Source organism: Rheinheimera tangshanensis (assembly GCF_014645135.1).
Classification (GTDB): domain Bacteria; phylum Pseudomonadota; class Gammaproteobacteria; order Enterobacterales; family Alteromonadaceae; genus Pararheinheimera; species Pararheinheimera tangshanensis.
This window is the reverse complement of sequence record NZ_BMLH01000003.1, coordinates 113,543-131,524: the sequence shown is the minus strand read 5'-3', so window position 1 is coordinate 131,524 and position 17,982 is coordinate 113,543. Positions and strand designations below refer to the sequence as shown.

17 protein-coding genes are annotated in these 17,982 nt (G+C 47.3%); 6 read left to right on the top strand and 11 right to left on the bottom strand.

The genetic code is table 11. The features are described 5' to 3' along the window. Position 1: 1 nt before the first annotated feature. Positions 2-1,312, bottom strand: coding sequence for a trigger factor (gene tig / locus IEW88_RS07835; protein WP_147903818.1), 1,311 nt, complete (start codon positions 1,310-1,312; stop codon positions 2-4). A gap of 332 nt (positions 1,313-1,644) precedes the next feature. Between tig and IEW88_RS07830 the strand changes: the two genes are divergently transcribed. The 4 genes from IEW88_RS07830 to sugE all read left to right on the top strand — a co-directional run bounded on the left by IEW88_RS07830 (position 1,645) and on the right by sugE (position 4,398). Beyond that, positions 1,645-2,358: a DUF969 domain-containing protein gene (locus IEW88_RS07830; protein WP_053423652.1), complete on the top strand. Its 714-nt coding sequence runs from the start codon at positions 1,645-1,647 to the stop codon at positions 2,356-2,358. After that, the gene (locus IEW88_RS07825) at positions 2,351-3,289 is read left to right on the top strand and encodes a DUF979 domain-containing protein (protein ID WP_147903819.1); all 939 of its coding nucleotides are present in this window, start codon (positions 2,351-2,353) and stop codon (positions 3,287-3,289) included. The genes IEW88_RS07830 and IEW88_RS07825 overlap by 8 nt, the downstream gene beginning before the upstream one ends. 12 nt (positions 3,290-3,301) lie before the next feature. Further along, positions 3,302-3,946 (top strand): pyroglutamyl-peptidase I, encoded by a 645-nt coding sequence (gene pcp / locus IEW88_RS07820; protein ID WP_147903820.1) that lies wholly within the window; start codon positions 3,302-3,304, stop codon positions 3,944-3,946. A 137-nt stretch (positions 3,947-4,083) separates the two neighbouring features. Beyond that, a complete protein-coding gene (gene sugE / locus IEW88_RS07815; protein ID WP_053423655.1) occupies positions 4,084-4,398 on the top strand; it encodes a quaternary ammonium compound efflux SMR transporter SugE in 315 nt (104 codons plus the stop codon). A 46-nt stretch (positions 4,399-4,444) separates the two neighbouring features. Here the strand turns inward: sugE and IEW88_RS07810 are convergent, their stop codons facing one another. Genes IEW88_RS07810 through IEW88_RS07800 form a run of 3 tightly spaced genes read right to left on the bottom strand, consistent with a single transcriptional unit; the run spans position 4,445 to position 6,824 of the window. Then, positions 4,445-5,989 carry a cation:proton antiporter domain-containing protein gene (locus IEW88_RS07810; RefSeq protein WP_147903821.1) on the bottom strand — a complete coding sequence of 515 codons (1,545 nt, stop codon included), beginning with the start codon at positions 5,987-5,989 and terminating at the stop codon, positions 4,445-4,447. 20 nt (positions 5,990-6,009) lie between these two features. Then, the gene (locus tag IEW88_RS07805) at positions 6,010-6,576 is read right to left on the bottom strand and encodes an MgtC/SapB family protein (protein ID WP_221411390.1); all 567 of its coding nucleotides are present in this window, start codon (positions 6,574-6,576) and stop codon (positions 6,010-6,012) included. Further along, positions 6,573-6,824, bottom strand: coding sequence for a DUF1289 domain-containing protein (locus tag IEW88_RS07800; protein ID WP_147903822.1), 252 nt, complete (start codon positions 6,822-6,824; stop codon positions 6,573-6,575). Before IEW88_RS07800 ends, IEW88_RS07805 begins: the two co-directional genes overlap by 4 nt. Before the next feature lie 185 nt (positions 6,825-7,009). Between IEW88_RS07800 and IEW88_RS07795 the strand changes: the two genes are divergently transcribed. Further along, entirely contained in the window at positions 7,010-10,177 is a 3,168-nt protein-coding gene (locus IEW88_RS07795) for an amidohydrolase family protein (protein ID WP_147903823.1), read from the top strand. A gap of 215 nt (positions 10,178-10,392) precedes the next feature. Continuing rightward, positions 10,393-11,172 (top strand): 4,5-DOPA-extradiol-dioxygenase, encoded by a 780-nt coding sequence (gene ygiD / locus IEW88_RS07790; RefSeq protein WP_147903824.1) that lies wholly within the window; start codon positions 10,393-10,395, stop codon positions 11,170-11,172. On the opposite strand, the gene IEW88_RS07785 is transcribed toward ygiD, so the two are convergent. The 7 genes from IEW88_RS07785 to IEW88_RS07755 form a co-directional block, all read right to left on the bottom strand. Beyond that, a complete protein-coding gene (locus IEW88_RS07785) occupies positions 11,169-11,402 on the bottom strand; it encodes a hypothetical protein (RefSeq protein ID WP_053423660.1) in 234 nt (77 codons plus the stop codon). The genes ygiD and IEW88_RS07785 overlap by 4 nt on opposite strands. Further along, a complete protein-coding gene (locus IEW88_RS07780; protein ID WP_147903825.1) occupies positions 11,387-12,022 on the bottom strand; it encodes a hypothetical protein in 636 nt (211 codons plus the stop codon). Before IEW88_RS07780 ends, IEW88_RS07785 begins: the two co-directional genes overlap by 16 nt. Before the next feature lie 123 nt (positions 12,023-12,145). Beyond that, on the bottom strand, positions 12,146-12,664 hold the full coding sequence (locus IEW88_RS07775) for a GNAT family N-acetyltransferase (protein ID WP_185148566.1): 519 nt from the start codon (positions 12,662-12,664) through the stop codon (positions 12,146-12,148). Positions 12,665-12,668: 4 nt separating this feature from the next. Then, positions 12,669-14,876 carry a YgiQ family radical SAM protein gene (locus IEW88_RS07770; RefSeq protein WP_185148576.1) on the bottom strand — a complete coding sequence of 736 codons (2,208 nt, stop codon included), beginning with the start codon at positions 14,874-14,876 and terminating at the stop codon, positions 12,669-12,671. Positions 14,877-15,063: 187 nt separating this feature from the next. Continuing rightward, positions 15,064-15,627: a TMEM165/GDT1 family protein gene (locus IEW88_RS07765; protein ID WP_147903828.1), complete on the bottom strand. Its 564-nt coding sequence runs from the start codon at positions 15,625-15,627 to the stop codon at positions 15,064-15,066. Positions 15,628-15,885: 258 nt separating this feature from the next. After that, positions 15,886-16,722 (bottom strand): S-formylglutathione hydrolase, encoded by an 837-nt coding sequence (gene fghA, locus IEW88_RS07760; protein WP_147903829.1) that lies wholly within the window; start codon positions 16,720-16,722, stop codon positions 15,886-15,888. Between the two features lie 64 nt (positions 16,723-16,786). Continuing rightward, complete coding sequence (locus IEW88_RS07755; RefSeq protein WP_425543301.1) at positions 16,787-17,896, bottom strand: S-(hydroxymethyl)glutathione dehydrogenase/class III alcohol dehydrogenase; 1,110 nt, start codon at positions 17,894-17,896, stop codon at positions 16,787-16,789. Positions 17,897-17,982 lie beyond the last annotated feature (86 nt).

Genomic DNA, 17,982 nt, shown 5'->3' with positions numbered 1-17,982 from the left:
CTTAGTTTGCAGCTTGTGGATTCATGATCTCATCAAACTTGGCTTTTTGTTCTGTCACTTTAGCTTTTGCCAGAACCAGGTCAATGGCTTGTTCTTCTAAAGCAACATTACGCATACCTTGCAGCAGCTCTTTGTTGCTGTTGTAGTACTGGATCACTTCTTGTGGATCTTCGTACGCAGAAGCTACAGTTTCAATCAGAGACTGAACGCGTGCATCTTCAACCTGCAGTTTGTTGGTTTTGATCACTTCGCCCAATAATAAACCTACTTTGACGCGGTCTTTGGCTTGTTCAGTGAACAGAGCAGCTGGCAGTTCTGGTAATTGTTTTGGATCCAGATTGTTGCCAAAACGCTGTAACGCCTGACGACGTAATACATCGATTTCGCTGTCAATCAGAGCTTGTGGCACTTCCACTTCATGAGTGGCTAACAAGCCTTTAATCACCTGATCTTTCACACGAGCTTTGATGCTGTTGTTCAGCTCACGCTCCATGTTCTTTTTCACTTCAACTTTTAATGCATCAACAGTAGATTCAGCTAAACCGAACAGCTTAGCGAACTCGTCGTTGACTTCTGGTAATTGCTGAGCTTCAACTGCTTTTACAGTCACAGCAAACTTAGCCGCTTTACCTTTCAAGTTTTCAGCATGGTATTCAGCAGGGAAAGTCACATCAACAGTCACTTCTTCACCCGCTTTTTTGCCGATGATACCGTCTTCGAAACCTGGGATCATACGACCCTGGCCTAACTCTAACGTGAAGTCAGCAGCTTTACCGCCTTCAAACTCTTCACCATCGATAGAACCCACGAAGTCGATGATCACGCGATCGCCCGACGCTGCTGCAGCGTCAGTTTTTGCCCATGTTGCATGCTGCTTACGCAGCGTGCCTAACATAGTTTCTAAATCATCAGCCGTGATTTCAACCACTGGCTTGGTCACTTCGATTTTGTCCAGAGCGTTCAGCTCAACTTCCGGATACACTTCGAAAGTCGCTGCGAATTCTAAATCTTTACCTTCAGCCAGTTGGCCTGGAGCAAAAGTAGGAGCACCAGCTGGTGTCAGTTTATTCGCAATAATGGCTTGGTAAAAATGGTTTTGCATCTGACGTGAAGCCACGTCTTGTAATACCGACAGACCAAACATTTTTTTGATCATAGCTACAGGTGCTTTACCTGGACGGAAACCGTCAATACGGCGATTTTTCGCGATATTTCTTAATTCTTTTTCTACTTCAGTGCTGATGGCAGCAGCTGGAACAGTAATAGTCAAACGGCGTTCTAAACCCTGTGTGGTCTCAACAGAAAATTGCATCTTGTTACCTCAAAATCAAATCGGGCGTCTCGCTACGCCATCTTTTCGCTTGTCCGGGCTCTGTCTTTACGCACACAATCCAGACCTGTTATATAGGACGCGGCATTATAGCGAGGGTTTTTCGCCGAGTCGAGCTTTTGATACAACATCAGATTTGACGCGGCTTAGAGGCCTAATTTCACGTCATTTTTCTATCCAAAGAATCGGGATTTCAAATAAAAAACAGCAAAAGGCAAGCATCGCTTTTCCAATGATTTTTAGCGTTTTCTTCTCGCTTTACCCCCCTCTTTTGTGTAGCAATAGTCAGAGATAACAAAAATAACAGGACCCTTATGACCGATTTCAGCCTTTGGCCTTTGCTTGGCATCGCCGTGGTGATGCTCGGATTTTTATTGAAATTTAACCCTGTACTTGTGGTCACTGTCGCAGCTTTTGCTACGGGTATGGCGGTGAAGATGCCGATACTGACCTGGCTGGAATCTTTGGGCACTGCCTTTTTGAAAACCCGAAATTTGCCATTGATCTTGTTACTGCCTTTGGCTGTTATAGGTCTGTTAGAGCGTCATGGTCTGCGCGAAAAAGCTCAAAACTGGATCCAACAGATTAAAGCCGCTACAACAGGACGTTTGCTGCTGGTGTATCTGGCACTTCGCGAAAGCACGGCTGCTGCAGGTCTCACCAGTTTAGGCGGGCATCCACAAATGGTCAGGCCTTTACTCTCTCCTATGGCAGAAGCGGCTTTTGAGCAAAAACACCACAGCCTGCCGGATAAAATAAAGTATAAAATTCGTGCTATGTCGGCTGCGACCGACAATATAGGCTTGTTTTTTGGTGAAGATATTTTTGTCGCTTTTGGCGCTATTATCTTAATGCACACGTTTTTACGTGAGTCCGGTATCGAAACCGAGCCTTTGCATATCGCACTCTGGGGTATTCCTACCGCTCTGGCTGCATTTTTAATTCATGGGACCCGTTTGTTACGTTTTGATGCTTATCTGGCCCGTCAGCTTCAACAGCAATTAAAGCAGGAGCAACGCCATGATTAGCATGACTTTGCTGTATTACGTTGCAGCTTTATTGTTTTTTGCAGTAGCGTTTTTTAGCTTTAAAGACAAAAGATACAGCAGCGCTTTATTCTGGTTTAGTTACGGTCTGATTTTTCTGCTGGGTGACTTTATGCCGCCAGCGCTGGTTGGTGCCATAGTGGTGTTAATGGCTATAGTGGCAGGCTTTGGTGGTGTCAAAGGTGGCAACTACCAGACGCTTGAACTGCAACAACGGCTGAGCTCCGTCAAACGTCTTGGCAATGCATTGTTTATTCCTGCCCTGATGATCCCCTTACTGACAGTATTTTCAGCTTTGGTGTTGGTACATATCAAGGGCGATGGCTGGTCTTTGTTGGATCCAAAAAATACCACTTTATCGGCGCTGGGCTTAGCAGCTTTTTTTGCTGTCCTAGCCGCTTTGTATTTCACTAAAGAGAAACCTCAACAAGCTTTCAAAGAATCTTCACGTTTAATTGAAGCCATAGGCTGGGCCTTTTTATTGCCGCAGTTACTGGCCACCTTGGGGTTGTTGTTTAATCAGGCCGGTGTCGGTGAAACCGTATCGCAGCTGACGAGTTTGTACTTAAATTTAAACCATCCTCTGCTGGCAGTGGCTTGTTATGCTATCGGCATGGCCTTATTTACTGTGATTATGGGCAACGCTTTTGCCGCTTTTCCAGTCATTACCGCAGGCATAGGTATTCCTTTATTGGTGCTGCAGCATGGTGGCGACCCTGCCATTATGGCGGCCATCGGCATGTTTTGTGGTTACTGCGGTACCTTATTAACCCCTATGGCAGCAAACTTTAATATAGTGCCGGCTGCACTTTTAGAACTGCCGGATAAAAACGCTGTCATTAAAGCTCAGGCGCCGACTGCGCTTCTGCTACTTGGCGTCAATATAGCGCTGATGTATCTATTAATGTTTTAAACCGGAGCCTTCATGCACACTATTTTACTGACTGGCTTTGAGCCTTTTGGCGGCGAACAAAGCAACCCCTCCTGGCTGGCTGTACAACAGCTTGACGGTTATCAACTGGACGATGAAGTGCAGATTGTCAGCCGGCAACTGTCTTGTGTATTTGAGAAAAGCCAGCAGGAACTTAAAACAGCCATTGCTGAATTAAAACCTGTGCTGGTATTGGCTTTGGGTCAGGCTGGTGGCCGCACTGAACTTTGCTTTGAAAAAGTCGCTATTAATTTTATCGATGCCCGTATTGCCGATAATGCCGGACAGCAGCCTGTCGGTGCGCCAGTGGTCGCCGAAGGCCCTGCCGCCTACTTTACCACCTTGCCCATCAAAGCTATGGTCAACCGTTTGAAGCAACAAGGCATCCCCGCAGCAGTGTCTTACACAGCTGGGACTTATGTCTGCAATACGGTGTTTTATGCGATGATGCACCAGTTAAAGGACAAACCCAAAGTACGGGCTGGTTTTTTACACATTCCTTATGCTCCAGAACAAGCGATAGGCAAAGCAGTCACTTCTATGCCAGTGGATATGGTAGTGCGAGCATTAAAACTCTGTTTGCCTGTGGCATTGCAAAGCAGCGAAGATTTGCAGATAGTAGCGGGGACGCTCGACTAGATTTAGGCTTCCAGCTTGCCCTAAAGCGCTGGCATAGTTAAAATTGTGGTGCTTTTTTCTACTATGGCCTGTTGGGACGACCCAATAGCGCATCTATTTAGCGGGGACGACCCCAACTTCAAACACTGGAATACCTTATGAACTGGTTATTACTTGTTGTGGCTGGCTTATTGGAAGTCGGCTGGGCTGTGGGTTTAAAATACACTGAAGGTTTTACCAAATTCTGGCCATCGGTCTGGACTCTGGGAGCTATGCTACTGAGCATTACCATGCTTGGGCTTGCAATGCGTGATCTGCCGGTCGGCACGGCTTATGCGGTCTGGACTGGTATAGGTGCTGTCGGCACTGTCATAGTCGGAATTTACCTGTTAGGCGACCCGGCCACCGCTGGGCGCTTAATCAGTATTGGCTTGATCTTACTCGGTATTATTGGCTTAAAACTTAGCTCTTAGAGAGCCATTTTTAAATGTCAGGGGCACAACAGTGCCCCACTAAAAACTAAATCGTAATATGCTGCCGTACTCGTTCACCTAAACCCACACCAGCTTCTGACATGGTCAGATAGGTATGATCAGCTCCTGCATCCAAAATCGCAGCGGCTTCATCTTTGTGCATACTATGTGAGACGATTAAACCAGCAAAACCTGCTTGTCGCAGTTTTCTGGTCGCTATCACTTTGGCTTCTACATCATTTAAGCACAGCACTACGGCTTTGATGCCCCCTAAGGTTAAACCTTGCCAAAACACCTGATCCTCAGCATCAGCAAACAGCACGTTATTGCCTTTTTCCTGATGCTCTGCCACTTTGGCCGGATCGGAGTCCAGCGCCACTAAATGGCATTTATGCTCCAGATACTGATAAGCCGCCGAGCCTGTGCGCCCCATGCCCATAATCAGTACTTCAGCATCACCTAAAGATACAGGCTGCTCATCCGGGTGATGAATATCGCGCTCAAAAGGAATAAGCCGATGTGCCAGACGTTCATACAAAGGGTGGGCAAAGCGATTCAGCGGCGCAGACACCACAAAAGACAAAGCTACGGTTAACGCCAGTGGAATAAGAAATTGCGGCATCACGCTGGCAGCGACAATAAGCGCAAATTCGCTGTAATTACTCAAGGCCAAACCGGATAAGAATGCGCTACGGGCTCGTAATTTGAATAACACCAGCAACGCAAAAAACAATACAGCTTTAAAGGGTAATAATACCGTCATCAAAGCCGCAAAGAGCCAGGCCTGTTGATCCGGCAGACCACCTAAACCTATTTGCAGGAAAAAACCGACCAGAAAAAACTCTTTTAAACCCCATAAGGTTTTAGACAGCTCACCTGCTCTGTTGTGACCAGCCAACAAGGCTCCAAATACCAAAGCTCCTAACTCTGAGCTTAGGCCTATGGCATGAAATCCTGAACCACCTAATACCACAGCAAGCAGCACACCAAATAAAATCTGCAAGTCATCATGGCCAGTTAAATCCATCAGCTTGTACAGTAATGGGCGTAATAAAGGCACCAACAGCACCAGCAAAGCAAAAGGCGATGGCGTAATGCCCTGTGTAAAACTCAACAGCGCCATGGCTATTAAATCCTGCATAACCAGAATGCCAATAGCGACACGACCATGGAAAGCTCTGATTTCTCTTTTACCTTCCAGTACCTTGGCCGCCAGCACTGTACTGGAAAATGCCAAAGCAGCCGAGAGCATCACAGCGTAATACCAATCGGGTTCAAAGGTCAGATAGATGATAGGGGTATAAAGCAAGGCTGAGCTGGCAAAATGCGCCAAACTACCACCCAGCACTTCAGGTTTGCCTAAACTGCGGATATTTAATTTTAACCCAACAGTGAATAGCAGCAGCAACACCCCTAAGTGAGCGACATGAGCAATAATGGCATTGCCTTCTTTAGGCAAATCCAACTCTGTCGCCGAGGCTGTGATCATAAAACCAGCGGCCAGATAGCCAATCAGAGGCGGCAAACCAATTAAGCGCACCAACAAACCCAAACTAAAAGCAAAACCTATCCATACGGCTTCTAATAACATAACAATCCTGTCTCTATCTTTTATTGTTTACCTTGGCCAGGTTCTGTTTCCGACACTTCATTGCCATCTGTAGCTTTTCGGGTAATCCAGTCTTTTGTAGTTCTGTGCACACCCCGGCGTAAAGCCGCGCTGGCATTTTCCAGCATATCAACCCCAGTCAATACACCAACCACCACCACAGACAACCAAATCGCCACCTGATAATGACCCAAACCTGTGGCAACCCCTATTGCGGCCAGCACCCAAATAGTAGCAGCAGAGGTCACCCCCACCACTATGCCTTCACGGGTTAGCATGACACCTGCGCCCAGAAAACCAATACCTGTGACCACCTGACCAATAATACGGCTAGGATCTGTCACTACGTTACCAACAACACGATTGGCATCAAGCACGGCATGGCCCAAAGGCAAGGACAAAGCAACGAATAAATAGGTACCTAAAGTAATCAGAATTGAAGTCCGGATCCCTGCAGGTTTACCGCGTAACTGCCGCTCTAATCCCACAATACTGCCAGTGAGTAAGGTAATACCTATGGCGTGCCAGGATAAAGGGCTGATATCAAACCAGACTGGATCCAGCATCATACTGCCCCTCCGGCCATTAACTTTTCTGCGTTACGAGCTCTGGCCGCTCTCCACTCCGCTTCGGTCATAGGCACTGTTTCACCCAGACTGCGAGCGAGCGTTTTACGCTTTTGAATATTTAATGCAATTTGTTGGTACTGTTCTGGCGTTTTTTTCCGCCAGTCGACAATTTCATCCATATGGCGATAACAACCGACACACACTTTATCTTCATTTAGCCTGCAACAGGCAACACAAGGAGAGTCCACTTCAGCTCCGGCTATTTATTCTAATTCACTCCAGTGTAACCACTTTTTGATGCAGGCCAAAGTTTTACTCCACTGAACCTGTAATCAGTCTGAAATGTTGGGCTTTTAACCGCAGTTTTGCCTGCAAGGCTTTACCCTGTGTTGGCTTTATGGCAGCGTACGGTCAACCAACAAGAGGTCCACCGATGAAAAACTATAACTACAGTCTGTTAGCCCTGGCTTTATGCTCCACTCTGGCCATTGCCGCCGATGATAAGAAACCCAGCTGGAATGTCGATAAACCCGCAGGCAAATTCACTGACATCAACATCGATGTGCAACAAGGCACCTGGATGAATGTCAGTGTCAGCCCGGACGGCAAAACCATTGCTTTTGATTTGCTGGGTGATATTTACACCATGCCCATCAGCGGTGGGAAAGCCAAAGCCTTAACCTCTGATATCGGCTGGCAAATGCAACCCGTATTCAGCCCAGACGGCAAATACATCGCTTTTACCAGCGATCAAGGTGGTGGTGATAATATCTGGGTAATGAAAGCCGATGGCTCAGAGCAAAAAGCAGTCACAGATGAGACCTTCCGTTTACTCAACAGCCCGGCCTGGAGTCCGGATGGCGAGTTTATTGTGGCCCGTAAACACTTTACTGCGGGTCGTTCTTTAGGCGCTGGCGAAGTATGGCAATACCATAAATCTGGCGGTGCTGGTGTGATGCTCACCGCCAAAGCCAATGACGAAAAAGACTTAGGCGAGCCCGCTTTCTCGCCAGACGGCAAATATATTTATTTTTCACAGGACGATACGCCAGGTAAAACCTTTCATTACAGCAAGGACTCAGAACAAGGCATTTATGTTATTAAACGTTTTGAGCGCGAAACCGGCAAAATTGACGTGCTGCTGCAAGGCGCTGGTGGCGCTATCCGCCCTACGCCTTCGTCTGATGGCAAATATTTAGCTTATATTCGCCGTGTTGATTTCCAGAGCACTTTGTTTTTATACGATTTAGAAAGTGGCGAGCATATCCAATTAGATAACCAGCTTGACCGTGATATGCAGGAAACCTGGGCTATTCATGGTGTGTACCCTACCTTGAGCTGGACACCAGATAACAAAAAGCTGGTGTACTGGGCCGGTGGTAAAATCAACAGTCTGGATATCGCCAGCAAAAGCAAAACACAAATCCCTTTCTCAGTTGAGCGCAGCAAAAAAATTCAGCAGGCAGTTACATTTAAACAGGATTTAGACAAAGACCAGTTAGATGTGAAGGTCCTTGGTAATCTGCATATGTCGCCTGACGGTAAAAAGGCGGTGTATTCGGCTTTAGGTCATTTGTATATCAAAGACTTAAAGTCAGGTTCAGCCAAACGCCTGACCAGCCAGAACGAACATTTTGAGTTTTACCCGCAGTTTTCCCGTGATGGCAGCAAGCTGGTTTATGTCAGCTGGCATGACACAGCTCAAGGTAGGGTGAAAGTGCTGGATTTAGCCTCAAACCAAAGCCGTGATTTAACGCCAGAGCCAGGTAAGTATGTAGAACCTACCTTCAGCCCGGATGGCCGTACTGTGGTGTATCGTAAATCTGGTGCTGGTTCGTTACTGGATAAAAAGTGGTCACTCAATACTGGCCTTTATGCAGTCAGCGTCAGTGGTGCTGATAAACCAAAACTGATTAGCCGTAATGGCTATGCCCCTATGTTTGGCAAAGACAGTAAAAGAGTGTTCGCGCAGGATTATGGTGCATCGCCGACACTGCTCAGCATAGATTTGACCACAGAGCAGCAACGCACTTTATACACGGCCAAATACGGCACCGAGTTTAAGTTATCACCAGATGGCAAGTATTTAGCTTTTGTTGATCGTTTTAAGGTTTATGTCACGCCTTTCGCAGAGCGTGGTGCGGTGATTGACATTAGCGGCTCGGACACCCAATTCCCGGTCAAACAGCTCTCCGTCAAAGCAGGGACTGATATCAGCTGGACCTCTGACAGCAGCAGCTTGTATTGGCACTTAGGGCCTGAACTGTATCACCACAGCATTGCCGGTTTGTTTGATGTAAACAGCAAAGTCAAAGTCGATGCCAAAAATGGCAGCAGCATTGGCTTTACTGTACCTATGGATAAACCACAGGGCCAAATCGCTTTTGTTGGTGGTCAGGTCATTACCATGGAAGGCGATACCGTCTTGCAGGATGCGGTAGTACTGGTTGAAGGCAATAAAATCAAAGCTGTTGGTACTAAAGCTGACGTCAAAGTTCCGGCCGGTGCAGAAGTTATCGATATTACCGGCAAAACTTTATTACCGGGTTTGTTTGACGCACACGCCCACGGCGCTCAGGGCGTCAATCAGCTGATCCCACAACAAAACTATGCGAACTACGCCAGTTTGGCTTTGGGCGTGACCTCTATTCACGATCCATCGAATGACACTCAGGAAATTTTCACCGCCAGCGAAATGCAAAAAGCAGGTATCACAGTAGGTCCCCGTATCTTCTCTACCGGCACAATTTTGTACGGCGCTTATGGTGCAGGCTATACCTCCCATATCGATAGTCTGGACGATGCAAAATTTCACTTAGAGCGCTTGAAAAAAGTGGGTGCCTTTTCGGTGAAAAGCTATAACCAGCCGCGTCGTAATCAGCGCCAACAGGTGATTGAGGCAGCACGTGAACTGGAGATGCTGGTAGTGCCTGAGGGTGGCTCATTATTGCAGCATAACCTGAGCATGGTGGTGGATGGTCACACCACACTGGAGCACTCTTTACCTGCGGCTGTGCTGTATGACGATGTCAAACAACTGTGGCAACAAAGCAACACGGCTTATACACCGACCCTGATCGTGGCCTACGGTGGTATTTTTGGTGAAAACTACTGGTACGATAAAACTGATGTCTGGAAACATCCACGTTTGAGCAAATATGTACCAGCTGATGAGCTACGTCCGCGCAGCATGCGTCGCCCTAAAGCACCCGATCATCACTACAACCATATCTCTATTGCCAAAATGGCCAAAGAGTTATCCGATCTAGGCGTCGTCACTAACATTGGTGCTCATGGTCAGCGTGAAAGTTTAGGTGCACATTGGGAGATTTGGATGTTTGCCCAAGGCGGCATGAGCCCGCTGGAAGCCCTGAGAACAGCCACTATTAACCCGGCCAAAACTTTTGGTATGGATCATCAACTGGGCTCTATCAAAGCAGGCAAGCTGGCTGACCTGATTATCCTGGATGCCGATCCACTGAAAAACATCATGGACAGCGACAAAGTGAAATACAGCATGGTCAACGGCCGTTTGTATGACGCAGAGTCAATGAACCAGATTTACCCTGAGAAAAAACAACGGGCCCCCTGGTTTTTTTAACTCAATTGACCAAAGGCACAGGGTCAAGCTCTGACACTGCAAAAGCCAGAGCAGTAACTCAGACAAAACCGGCTTAGTCCGGTTTTGTTTGTTAAATCTAAAGGTTCTCAGTTCGATAAAGCATCGAATAAATCGAACAAAAGAGGCACAATTTAACCATATTCAATCGAAGTTATAGCTTCTATACTGCTCTTTTACTTTCGGAGAGCCAGAATATGTCGATTCAACCTGCTTTATTTATTGGCCACGGCAGTCCTATGAATGCGCTGGAGCAAAATGCCCAGGTACAGCAATGGCAATCTGTAGTAAAAGGCCTGCCCCCAAAAGCCATCCTGATGGTATCAGCGCACTGGTACACTAAAGGCACTGCGGTCACAGCCATGGCTGCCCCCAAAACTATTCATGACTTTTATGGTTTTCCACAAGATTTACATCAGGTGCAGTACCCTGCTCCGGGTAGCCCACAACTGGCGGCTGAAATAAAAACTCTGTTAAACCCACATCAGGTGGAATTGGATTTAACCTGGGGCCTGGACCATGGCGCCTGGTCTGTATTGATCCATATGTTTCCTAAGGCGGATATTCCAGTGGTGCAACTGAGCCTGGATCAGCATTTAAGCCCAGCTGAGCATCTGCAACTGGCAAAAAAGCTGGCCCCACTGCGTCAACAAGGTGTGATGATTCTGGGTTCAGGAAACGTGGTGCATAACCTGCGGATGCTGGACTGGCAAAGCACTCAGCCACCTTTATGGGCCGAACAGTTTAACCATCAAATAAAAGAATTATTACTCAGTAAAAAGGTGGAGGAGATAGCTCGGTATCAGAGCCTCGGGGAAGCGGCCAGACTAGCGGTGCCTCACCCGGACCATTTTTTACCTTTACTTTATGTACTCGGCAGCATGCTGGATGGGGACGACATCAGCCTGTTTAACAACGACATTTTATATGGCGCTTTAAGTATGTTGTCCGTCAAGTTAAGCCAGAACAGCGTTTAATCGAGGTAACGTTTCTTTTGCTGTTGCACATCGCTAATCGCCTGAGACAACTCAGCGCCAGTCAGACGATGCTGCTGCATGAGTTGTTGCATAGCCTCAGACAATTCTGCACTGCTGTACTCTGTCACAGGAATTTTTGCCTGGCGATAATAGGTGGTGCCAAAATCAATCAAAGCACACAACAGATACACCAGCAGAAATACTGCCGGATACTTTATTTTGTGTACCATGTTTTTAACTCCTGTTCCCATTGCTTGCGCTCTTGCGGCCACAACTGTGCCGAAGTCGCTTCATCAAACTTATATCTTTTATTGGCTTTGAGTTTTAATAACACAGCGCCGGGTAGACTTTCCAAATCTTCATATTCTAACTCGCCGGCTTTTAGCACTTTGGCGTAGTCGAGGATCTTCACAGTAAATTCTTTAGTTAGTGGTGTCGGTGCCATCAACTTGACCTGACACAAGGTATTGCGACATTCGCTATCGAGGATCCGTAATTCATTATTCGTGGTAGTCACAGCTAAATGGGCTAATAAGTACTCTGTGGCCTCAGCCCAGCCTTCATCACGGTCCTGGTCGTCCCAAGCCGCATGTTGCTCCAGCAATAACGTTTCTTCGGCCATCAAAGCGCGGATCCCCAGATAGGCATGGAGCACTTGAGTAGCTTCTGGATTTTCAGATTCAAAATCATTCACTTGCTTTAACTGAGATTGAGTCATGGGTTCAGGCAATAGCATAAATGCCAACCAGGGTTTGGCCTGATACGCAAAAACAGCAGCAATAGCCAGCAGCAAACAGAGCATCCACTGTGCAGCAACAGATTGTAAATTGAGCGAAAACTTCAACGCCATACGAACTCCAATCAAAAGGCGGCAAAGTTTAACAGAGCCTGAATAAGTACTAAAGCGGCTTGTTTAAATGGCGCGGGAAATAATAAGCCAAAGCTCAGGCTCTGGCCTTTAGACTATAAAAACTTAGATGGTTCTGGAAAACAGCAATAAATCCTGATTTTCAAGCAAAGACAATTCTGTTTTACCTTCGAGGCCAAAGCCTAATTTAGTGGCCACAAGCTTAGAGCCTTCATTCTGCGGATGGATCACAGCCACTAATCTTTTCAAACCTAAGCCTTGTGCAAACTGAATGACGGCCTGCCCGGCTTCAGTGGCCAGCCCCTTGCGCCAAAACTCTGGCAAGAAGCGGTAACCAAGCTCAGTTTCCTGAATTTCTTCCAAAAACTTAATACCACTGAAACCTATCACCTGGCCCGTTTCTTTCCAGACACAGGCAAAACGACCGTACCCATACACCTGATAATCCCGCAGTGGATGCTGCATAAGATAATCCAGTGTGTCTTGTTTTGACTGCGCTGGTTGGTTGCCAACATAACGTATCACTTGCGGCACTGTCATCAGCTGATACATTGCATCCACATCATCCAGTGTAAAAGCGCGCAGAATCAACCTTGGTGTTTCAAGCACAGCTTCCATCGCCATCATCTTAGCCTTTGGCTCTCTTGCTAAAGGACGGTTTACCGGATGAGCGTTTAATTTTCTCTACCGCTTTAGCCGCCGGATTAACTCCGGTATGACGGGTTAACGCCACCTGACCCGGTTTTTTGCCCGGTACTTTGGTGCCACGCAGGAATAGGTCTTCTTTACCCTCTTCCGGCACCAGACAACCTTTGCCACGGCCAATCAGCTGTTTGAGGCCCATTTTGACCAAAGCTTCACGGATCATTGGCCAGCCTTTCGGGTCGTGATAACGCAATAAAGCTTTATGCAAGCGACGCTGACGCTCCCCTTTAGGCACAGGCACTACTTCGGTATTGCCTTTGATATTCTTTAGCGAGTTCATCTCTGTGTGATAGATGGTAGTCGCGTTGGCCATAGGACTTGGGTAGAAGTTCTGCACCTGATCCAGTTTAAAGTCACGCTCTTTTAGCCAAAGCGCTAAATTCACCATGTCTCTGTCAGTGGTGCCAGGATGCGCTGAAATAAAATACGGGATCAGGTACTGCTCTTTGCCCGCTTCACGGCTAAAGCGGTCGAACATTTCTTTAAACTTGTCATACGCGCCCATGCCTGGTTTCATCATTTTCGACAAAGGGCCAGTTTCAGTATGCTCAGGAGCAATTTTTAAATAACCGCCGACATGATGCTGCACTAACTCTTTGACGTAGTTAGGGTCTTCAACCGCTAAGTCGTAGCGAACACCGGACGCGACCAGAATTTTCTTCACGCCATCTACTTTGCGGGCTGCACGGTATAGATCTACAGTTGGGCTTTGGTCTGTGTCCATATGCTCGCAAATAGTCGGATAGACACAAGAAGGTCGGCGACAGGTTTGCTCCGCTTTTGGATTTTTACAACGCAGGCGATACATATTGGCGGTTGGGCCACCTAAATCCGAGATCACGCCGGTAAAACCCGGCACTTTGTCACGAATTTCCTTAATTTCTTTTAAAATCGATTCCTGAGAACGGCTTTGAATGACGCGGCCTTCGTGCTCGGTAATAGAGCAAAAGGAACAGCCACCAAAACAACCACGCATGATATTGACCGAGGTTTTGATCATCTCATAAGCAGGAATTTTTGCCTTGCCATACACAGGATGAGGCACACGCTGATAAGGCAGGCCAAACACGCCGTCCATCTCTTCCGTCGTTAATGGAAAAGCTGGCGGATTCACCCATAAATAACGGTCACCATGGCGCTGGAAAATAGCACGGGCACAACCTGGGTTGGTTTCCTGGTGCAGGATACGTGAAGCATGAGCATACAGCGGCTTGTTCACACTGACCTGTTCAAAAGCTGGCAACTTCACATAAGTTTTTTCCCAGGGTTTTTGCCGCGGAGGCTGCACCAGTATCGGCTTAGCTTCCACTTCAGGCGCTTTGCTTAAGTCTATACCTTGCTGCGCAAATTCAGAAAAAGTGCCACAACCGACATCGTCTGCACCATAAGGATTAGGCACGGGATCAATTTTACCGACTTTATCAATAGCGGTAGAGTCGACACCACGCCAGCCCGGCAAAGGTTCTTTACGAATAACCGCAGTACCACGAATATCGTGCAGCGTATTGATATCTTCACCATTAGCTATGCGATGCGCCACTTCCACCAGAGGGCGCTCTGCGTTGCCGTAAATTAGTAATTCTGCTTTGGCATCAAAAATAATGGAGCGACGAACTTTTTCCTGCCAGTAATCATAATGGGCGATACGGCGCAAACTGGCCTCTATACCACCAATGATCACAGGCACATCTTTATAAGCTTCTTTACAGCGCTGCGAATAGACAATGACAGCCCGGTCTGGTCGTTTGCCGCCTTCATTGCCTGGCGTATAGGCATCGTCGTGACGTAATTTTTTGTCCGCTGTATAGCGGTTAATCATCGAATCCATATTGCCGGCAGAGACGCCAAAAAACAGATTAGGTTTGCCAAGCGTCATAAAAGCATCTTTAGACGACCAATCCGGTTGAGCAATAATGCCCACCCGAAAGCCCTGACTTTCCAGCATACGCCCCACAACAGCCATACCAAAGCTCGGGTGATCAACATAAGCGTCACCGACCACCAGAATAATATCGCAACTGTCCCAGCCGAGTTGTTTCATCTCGGCACGGCTCATTGGCAAAAACGGTGCAGTACCAAAGGACTCAGCCCAGTATTTAGGATAAGAAAATAGTTCCCGCTCGGCGGCCATGCGGTCCACTGCTGCGGATTTTCTTAAAGGGGCCTGATTCGTTTGCATCTGTTATTCACTCGGTTTTGCCTGCCAAAAATGGCCGAGCATTATACTTGACTCAGCAGGATAATACTAACATTAAGGCAGAGTTGAGTTGTTCACAAATTAAACAACTCAATATTCTCAGTCCGTTTTCGACTCTGGGTTAATACATCAGAATAGTCACGACACCCAGTAGCATAAAAATGGCGCAGGCAACACGACGTGCCCAGTCTAACGAAATACGTTCCAGCAACCAGCTACCGGCGTAAACGACAGGCACATTAGCGGCCAGCATGCCGATGGTAGTGCCTAAAATCACTTGCCAGGTTTCAGGGTAAGTGGCTGCCAAAAGCACAGTAGCTACTTGTGTTTTATCGCCAATTTCTGCCAGGAAAAACAAAATACAGCTGGCAAAAAAGGCACCGTATTTCAAAACACTGACTTCTTCACTGTCGTCTTTATCCGGAATAAGCAACCACAAGGCCACGGCAATAAAAGATCCACCTAACAGCCAGCTATGCCAACCCTCTGGAATAAACTGCACCACCCAGGCACCAAACCAGGCTGATGCGGCATGATTAAGCAAAGTAGCCACCAGAATACCGGCAATAATAGCGCCACGGGAGCGAAAGCGGGCCGCGAGGAATAAAGACAAAAGCTGAGTTTTATCGCCGATCTCTGCAACAGCAACAGAAGCGAAAGAGGCAACAAAGGCATCAAAAAACATAAACTGCACCTGGCGGGAAAACTAAACATAAGACAACAGACCAACTCCCGCCTGGGGTTAGTACGTTGTCTTAGGTCTCATTAATACCTGATCAAAGCTGATCGGAGGGACGTTATTGCCATGTACAGTGAGGTACAAGTATGTTGACAACAACACAAAACCTGGCGGTTTTGTAAATTACTCCCCTAAGCGCGGCGCCATTCTAGCCGTGCTTGAGGAGTTTGGGCAAGTAAAAAATCCGTAGCGATGGAGCTCAACCTAAGCCTTCAGGTGCTTTGCATGAAAATGCAGGTGCTCTTCAATAAAGCTGCTGATAAAAAAGTAGCTGTGATCATAACCTGGTTGCAGGCGAATTTGCGCTGCGCTTTGGCTGCGCTGATTGGCTTCGATCAGAGATTGAGTGCGAAGCTGCGACGGGTAAAACTGATCGCCCTCGCCTTGATCAATCAGCATAGGCAACGTGCTTTGGCGCTGTGCCAGCAAAAAACTCGCGTCGTACTGCAGCCACTGACTTTGATCGCTGCCCAAATAAGCAGTCAACGCTTTTCTACCCCAGTCGCACTCTGTCGGCTGGCAAATAGGCGAAAAAGCCGATACGGAGCGATAAGCGCCCTGTTCACGCAGAGCAATCACTAAAGCGCCATGGCCGCCCATGGAATGGCCACTGATCGCTTTGACTGATGTAACAGGCAAATGTGCTTCGACTAAAGCAGGTAATTCACGGCTGATATAGTCGTACATCTGATAGTGCTCAGCCCATGGCTCTTGGGTCGCATTGACATAAAAACCAGCGCCCTGACCTAAATCATAAGCAGCATCGTCCGCCACCTTTTCGCCCCGTGGGCTGGTGTCCGGGATCACTAAGGCTATACCCAATTCTGCGGCGACACGCTGCGCACCGGCTTTGACTGAAAAGTTTTCATCGGTGCAGGTTAAACCGGATAACCAATACAGCACTGGTACTTTTTGTCTTTCGGCAGCAGGCGGCAAATACACAGAAAAGTGCATCACGCCTTTGACGGATTCTGAGTGATGCTGATATTTAATCTGGCGGCCAGCAAAGAGTTTATGTTCGGATAACTGAATTAAGGTCATAACTTTGTCCTTGTATAGAGAAAGCCCGGCGAACCGGGCTTTTTATAAAAATTAACACCTAAAATTAGAAATGAATGACGGTGCGAATCGATTTCCCTTCATGCATCAAATCAAAAGCTTCGTTGATTTGCTCCAAAGGCATGGTATGGGTGATAAAGGTATCGAGTTCAAACTCACCTTTTAAATAACGCTCTACATAATCCGGCAATTCAGTGCGGCCTTTGACACCACCAAAAGCAGTGCCACGCCATACCCGACCTGTGACTAATTGAAAGGGTCGGGTAGAGATTTCAGCACCAGCAGGTGCCACACCAATAATCACCGACTCGCCCCAGCCTTTATGGCAGCACTCTAAGGCCGAACGCATCACGTTGACGTTACCAATACACTCAAAGGAGAAATCCACGCCGCCGTCTGTCATTTCAACAATCACATCCTGAATAGGCTTGTCGAAATTCTTTGGGTTAATCACATCAGTCGCACCCAGTTGACGGGCAATATCAAACTTAGATTCGTTGATATCGATGGCAATGATACGGCTGGCTTTGGCCATCACAGCGCCAATAATGGCAGACAAACCTATGCCACCTAAACCAAAGACGGCCACAGTATCGCCTTCTTTCACTTTGGCGGTATTCATCACAGCGCCCATACCTGTGGTAACGCCACACCCTAATAAACAGACCTTTTCCAAAGGTGCTGCTTTATTAATTTTGGCTAACGAAATTTCTGGCAGCACCGTATATTCAGAAAAAGTAGAAGTGCCCATGTAGTGATAAATAGGCTGACCGTCTTTGGAAAAACGAGTAGTACCATCTGGCATTAAGCCCTGGCCCTGGGTAGCACGAATGGCCTGACACAGGTTGGTTTTACCAGATAAACAGAATTTACATTGACCGCATTCTGGTGTGTATAAAGGGATCACGTGATCGCCCACAGCCACACTGGTCACACCCTCGCCTACAGCTTCAACTACACCGCCACCTTCATGACCTAAAATACAAGGGAATTTGCCTTCAGAATCCTGACCCGACAAAGTATATGCGTCGGTATGGCAAACACCGGTTGCAACAATACGTACCAGCACTTCGCCTTTTTGCGGTGGCATTAAATCCACTTCTTCAATTTTTAACGGTTGACCCGGGCCCCAGGCCACAGCAGCACGTGTTTTGATCATTTGCATCTGAATTCTCCAGTTTGAGTTGTCACTGAGTATAACTCATTGTAATTTTTTCTTAATCGATGATAATCCCCACAAAT

Bases quoted from the DNA above. Each gene is read 5' to 3' on its own strand.
- tig (WP_147903818.1), bottom strand. From the start codon at position 1,312: ATGCAATTTTCTGTTGAGACCACACAGGGTTTAGAACGCCGTTTGACT.
- IEW88_RS07830 (WP_053423652.1), top strand. From the start codon at position 1,645: ATGACCGATTTCAGCCTTTGGCCTTTGCTTGGCATCGCCGTGGTGATG.
- IEW88_RS07825 (WP_147903819.1), top strand. From the start codon at position 2,351: ATGATTAGCATGACTTTGCTGTATTACGTTGCAGCTTTATTGTTTTTT.
- pcp (WP_147903820.1), top strand. From the start codon at position 3,302: ATGCACACTATTTTACTGACTGGCTTTGAGCCTTTTGGCGGCGAACAA.
- sugE (WP_053423655.1), top strand. From the start codon at position 4,084: ATGAACTGGTTATTACTTGTTGTGGCTGGCTTATTGGAAGTCGGCTGG.
- IEW88_RS07810 (WP_147903821.1), bottom strand. From the start codon at position 5,989: ATGTTATTAGAAGCCGTATGGATAGGTTTTGCTTTTAGTTTGGGTTTG.
- IEW88_RS07805 (WP_221411390.1), bottom strand. From the start codon at position 6,576: ATGATGCTGGATCCAGTCTGGTTTGATATCAGCCCTTTATCCTGGCAC.
- IEW88_RS07795 (WP_147903823.1), top strand. From the start codon at position 7,010: ATGAAAAACTATAACTACAGTCTGTTAGCCCTGGCTTTATGCTCCACT.
- ygiD (WP_147903824.1), top strand. From the start codon at position 10,393: ATGTCGATTCAACCTGCTTTATTTATTGGCCACGGCAGTCCTATGAAT.
- IEW88_RS07785 (WP_053423660.1), bottom strand. From the start codon at position 11,402: ATGGTACACAAAATAAAGTATCCGGCAGTATTTCTGCTGGTGTATCTG.
- IEW88_RS07780 (WP_147903825.1), bottom strand. From the start codon at position 12,022: ATGGCGTTGAAGTTTTCGCTCAATTTACAATCTGTTGCTGCACAGTGG.
- IEW88_RS07775 (WP_185148566.1), bottom strand. From the start codon at position 12,664: ATGGCGATGGAAGCTGTGCTTGAAACACCAAGGTTGATTCTGCGCGCT.
- IEW88_RS07770 (WP_185148576.1), bottom strand. From the start codon at position 14,876: ATGGCCGCCGAGCGGGAACTATTTTCTTATCCTAAATACTGGGCTGAG.
- IEW88_RS07765 (WP_147903828.1), bottom strand. From the start codon at position 15,627: ATGTTTTTTGATGCCTTTGTTGCCTCTTTCGCTTCTGTTGCTGTTGCA.
- fghA (WP_147903829.1), bottom strand. From the start codon at position 16,722: ATGACCTTAATTCAGTTATCCGAACATAAACTCTTTGCTGGCCGCCAG.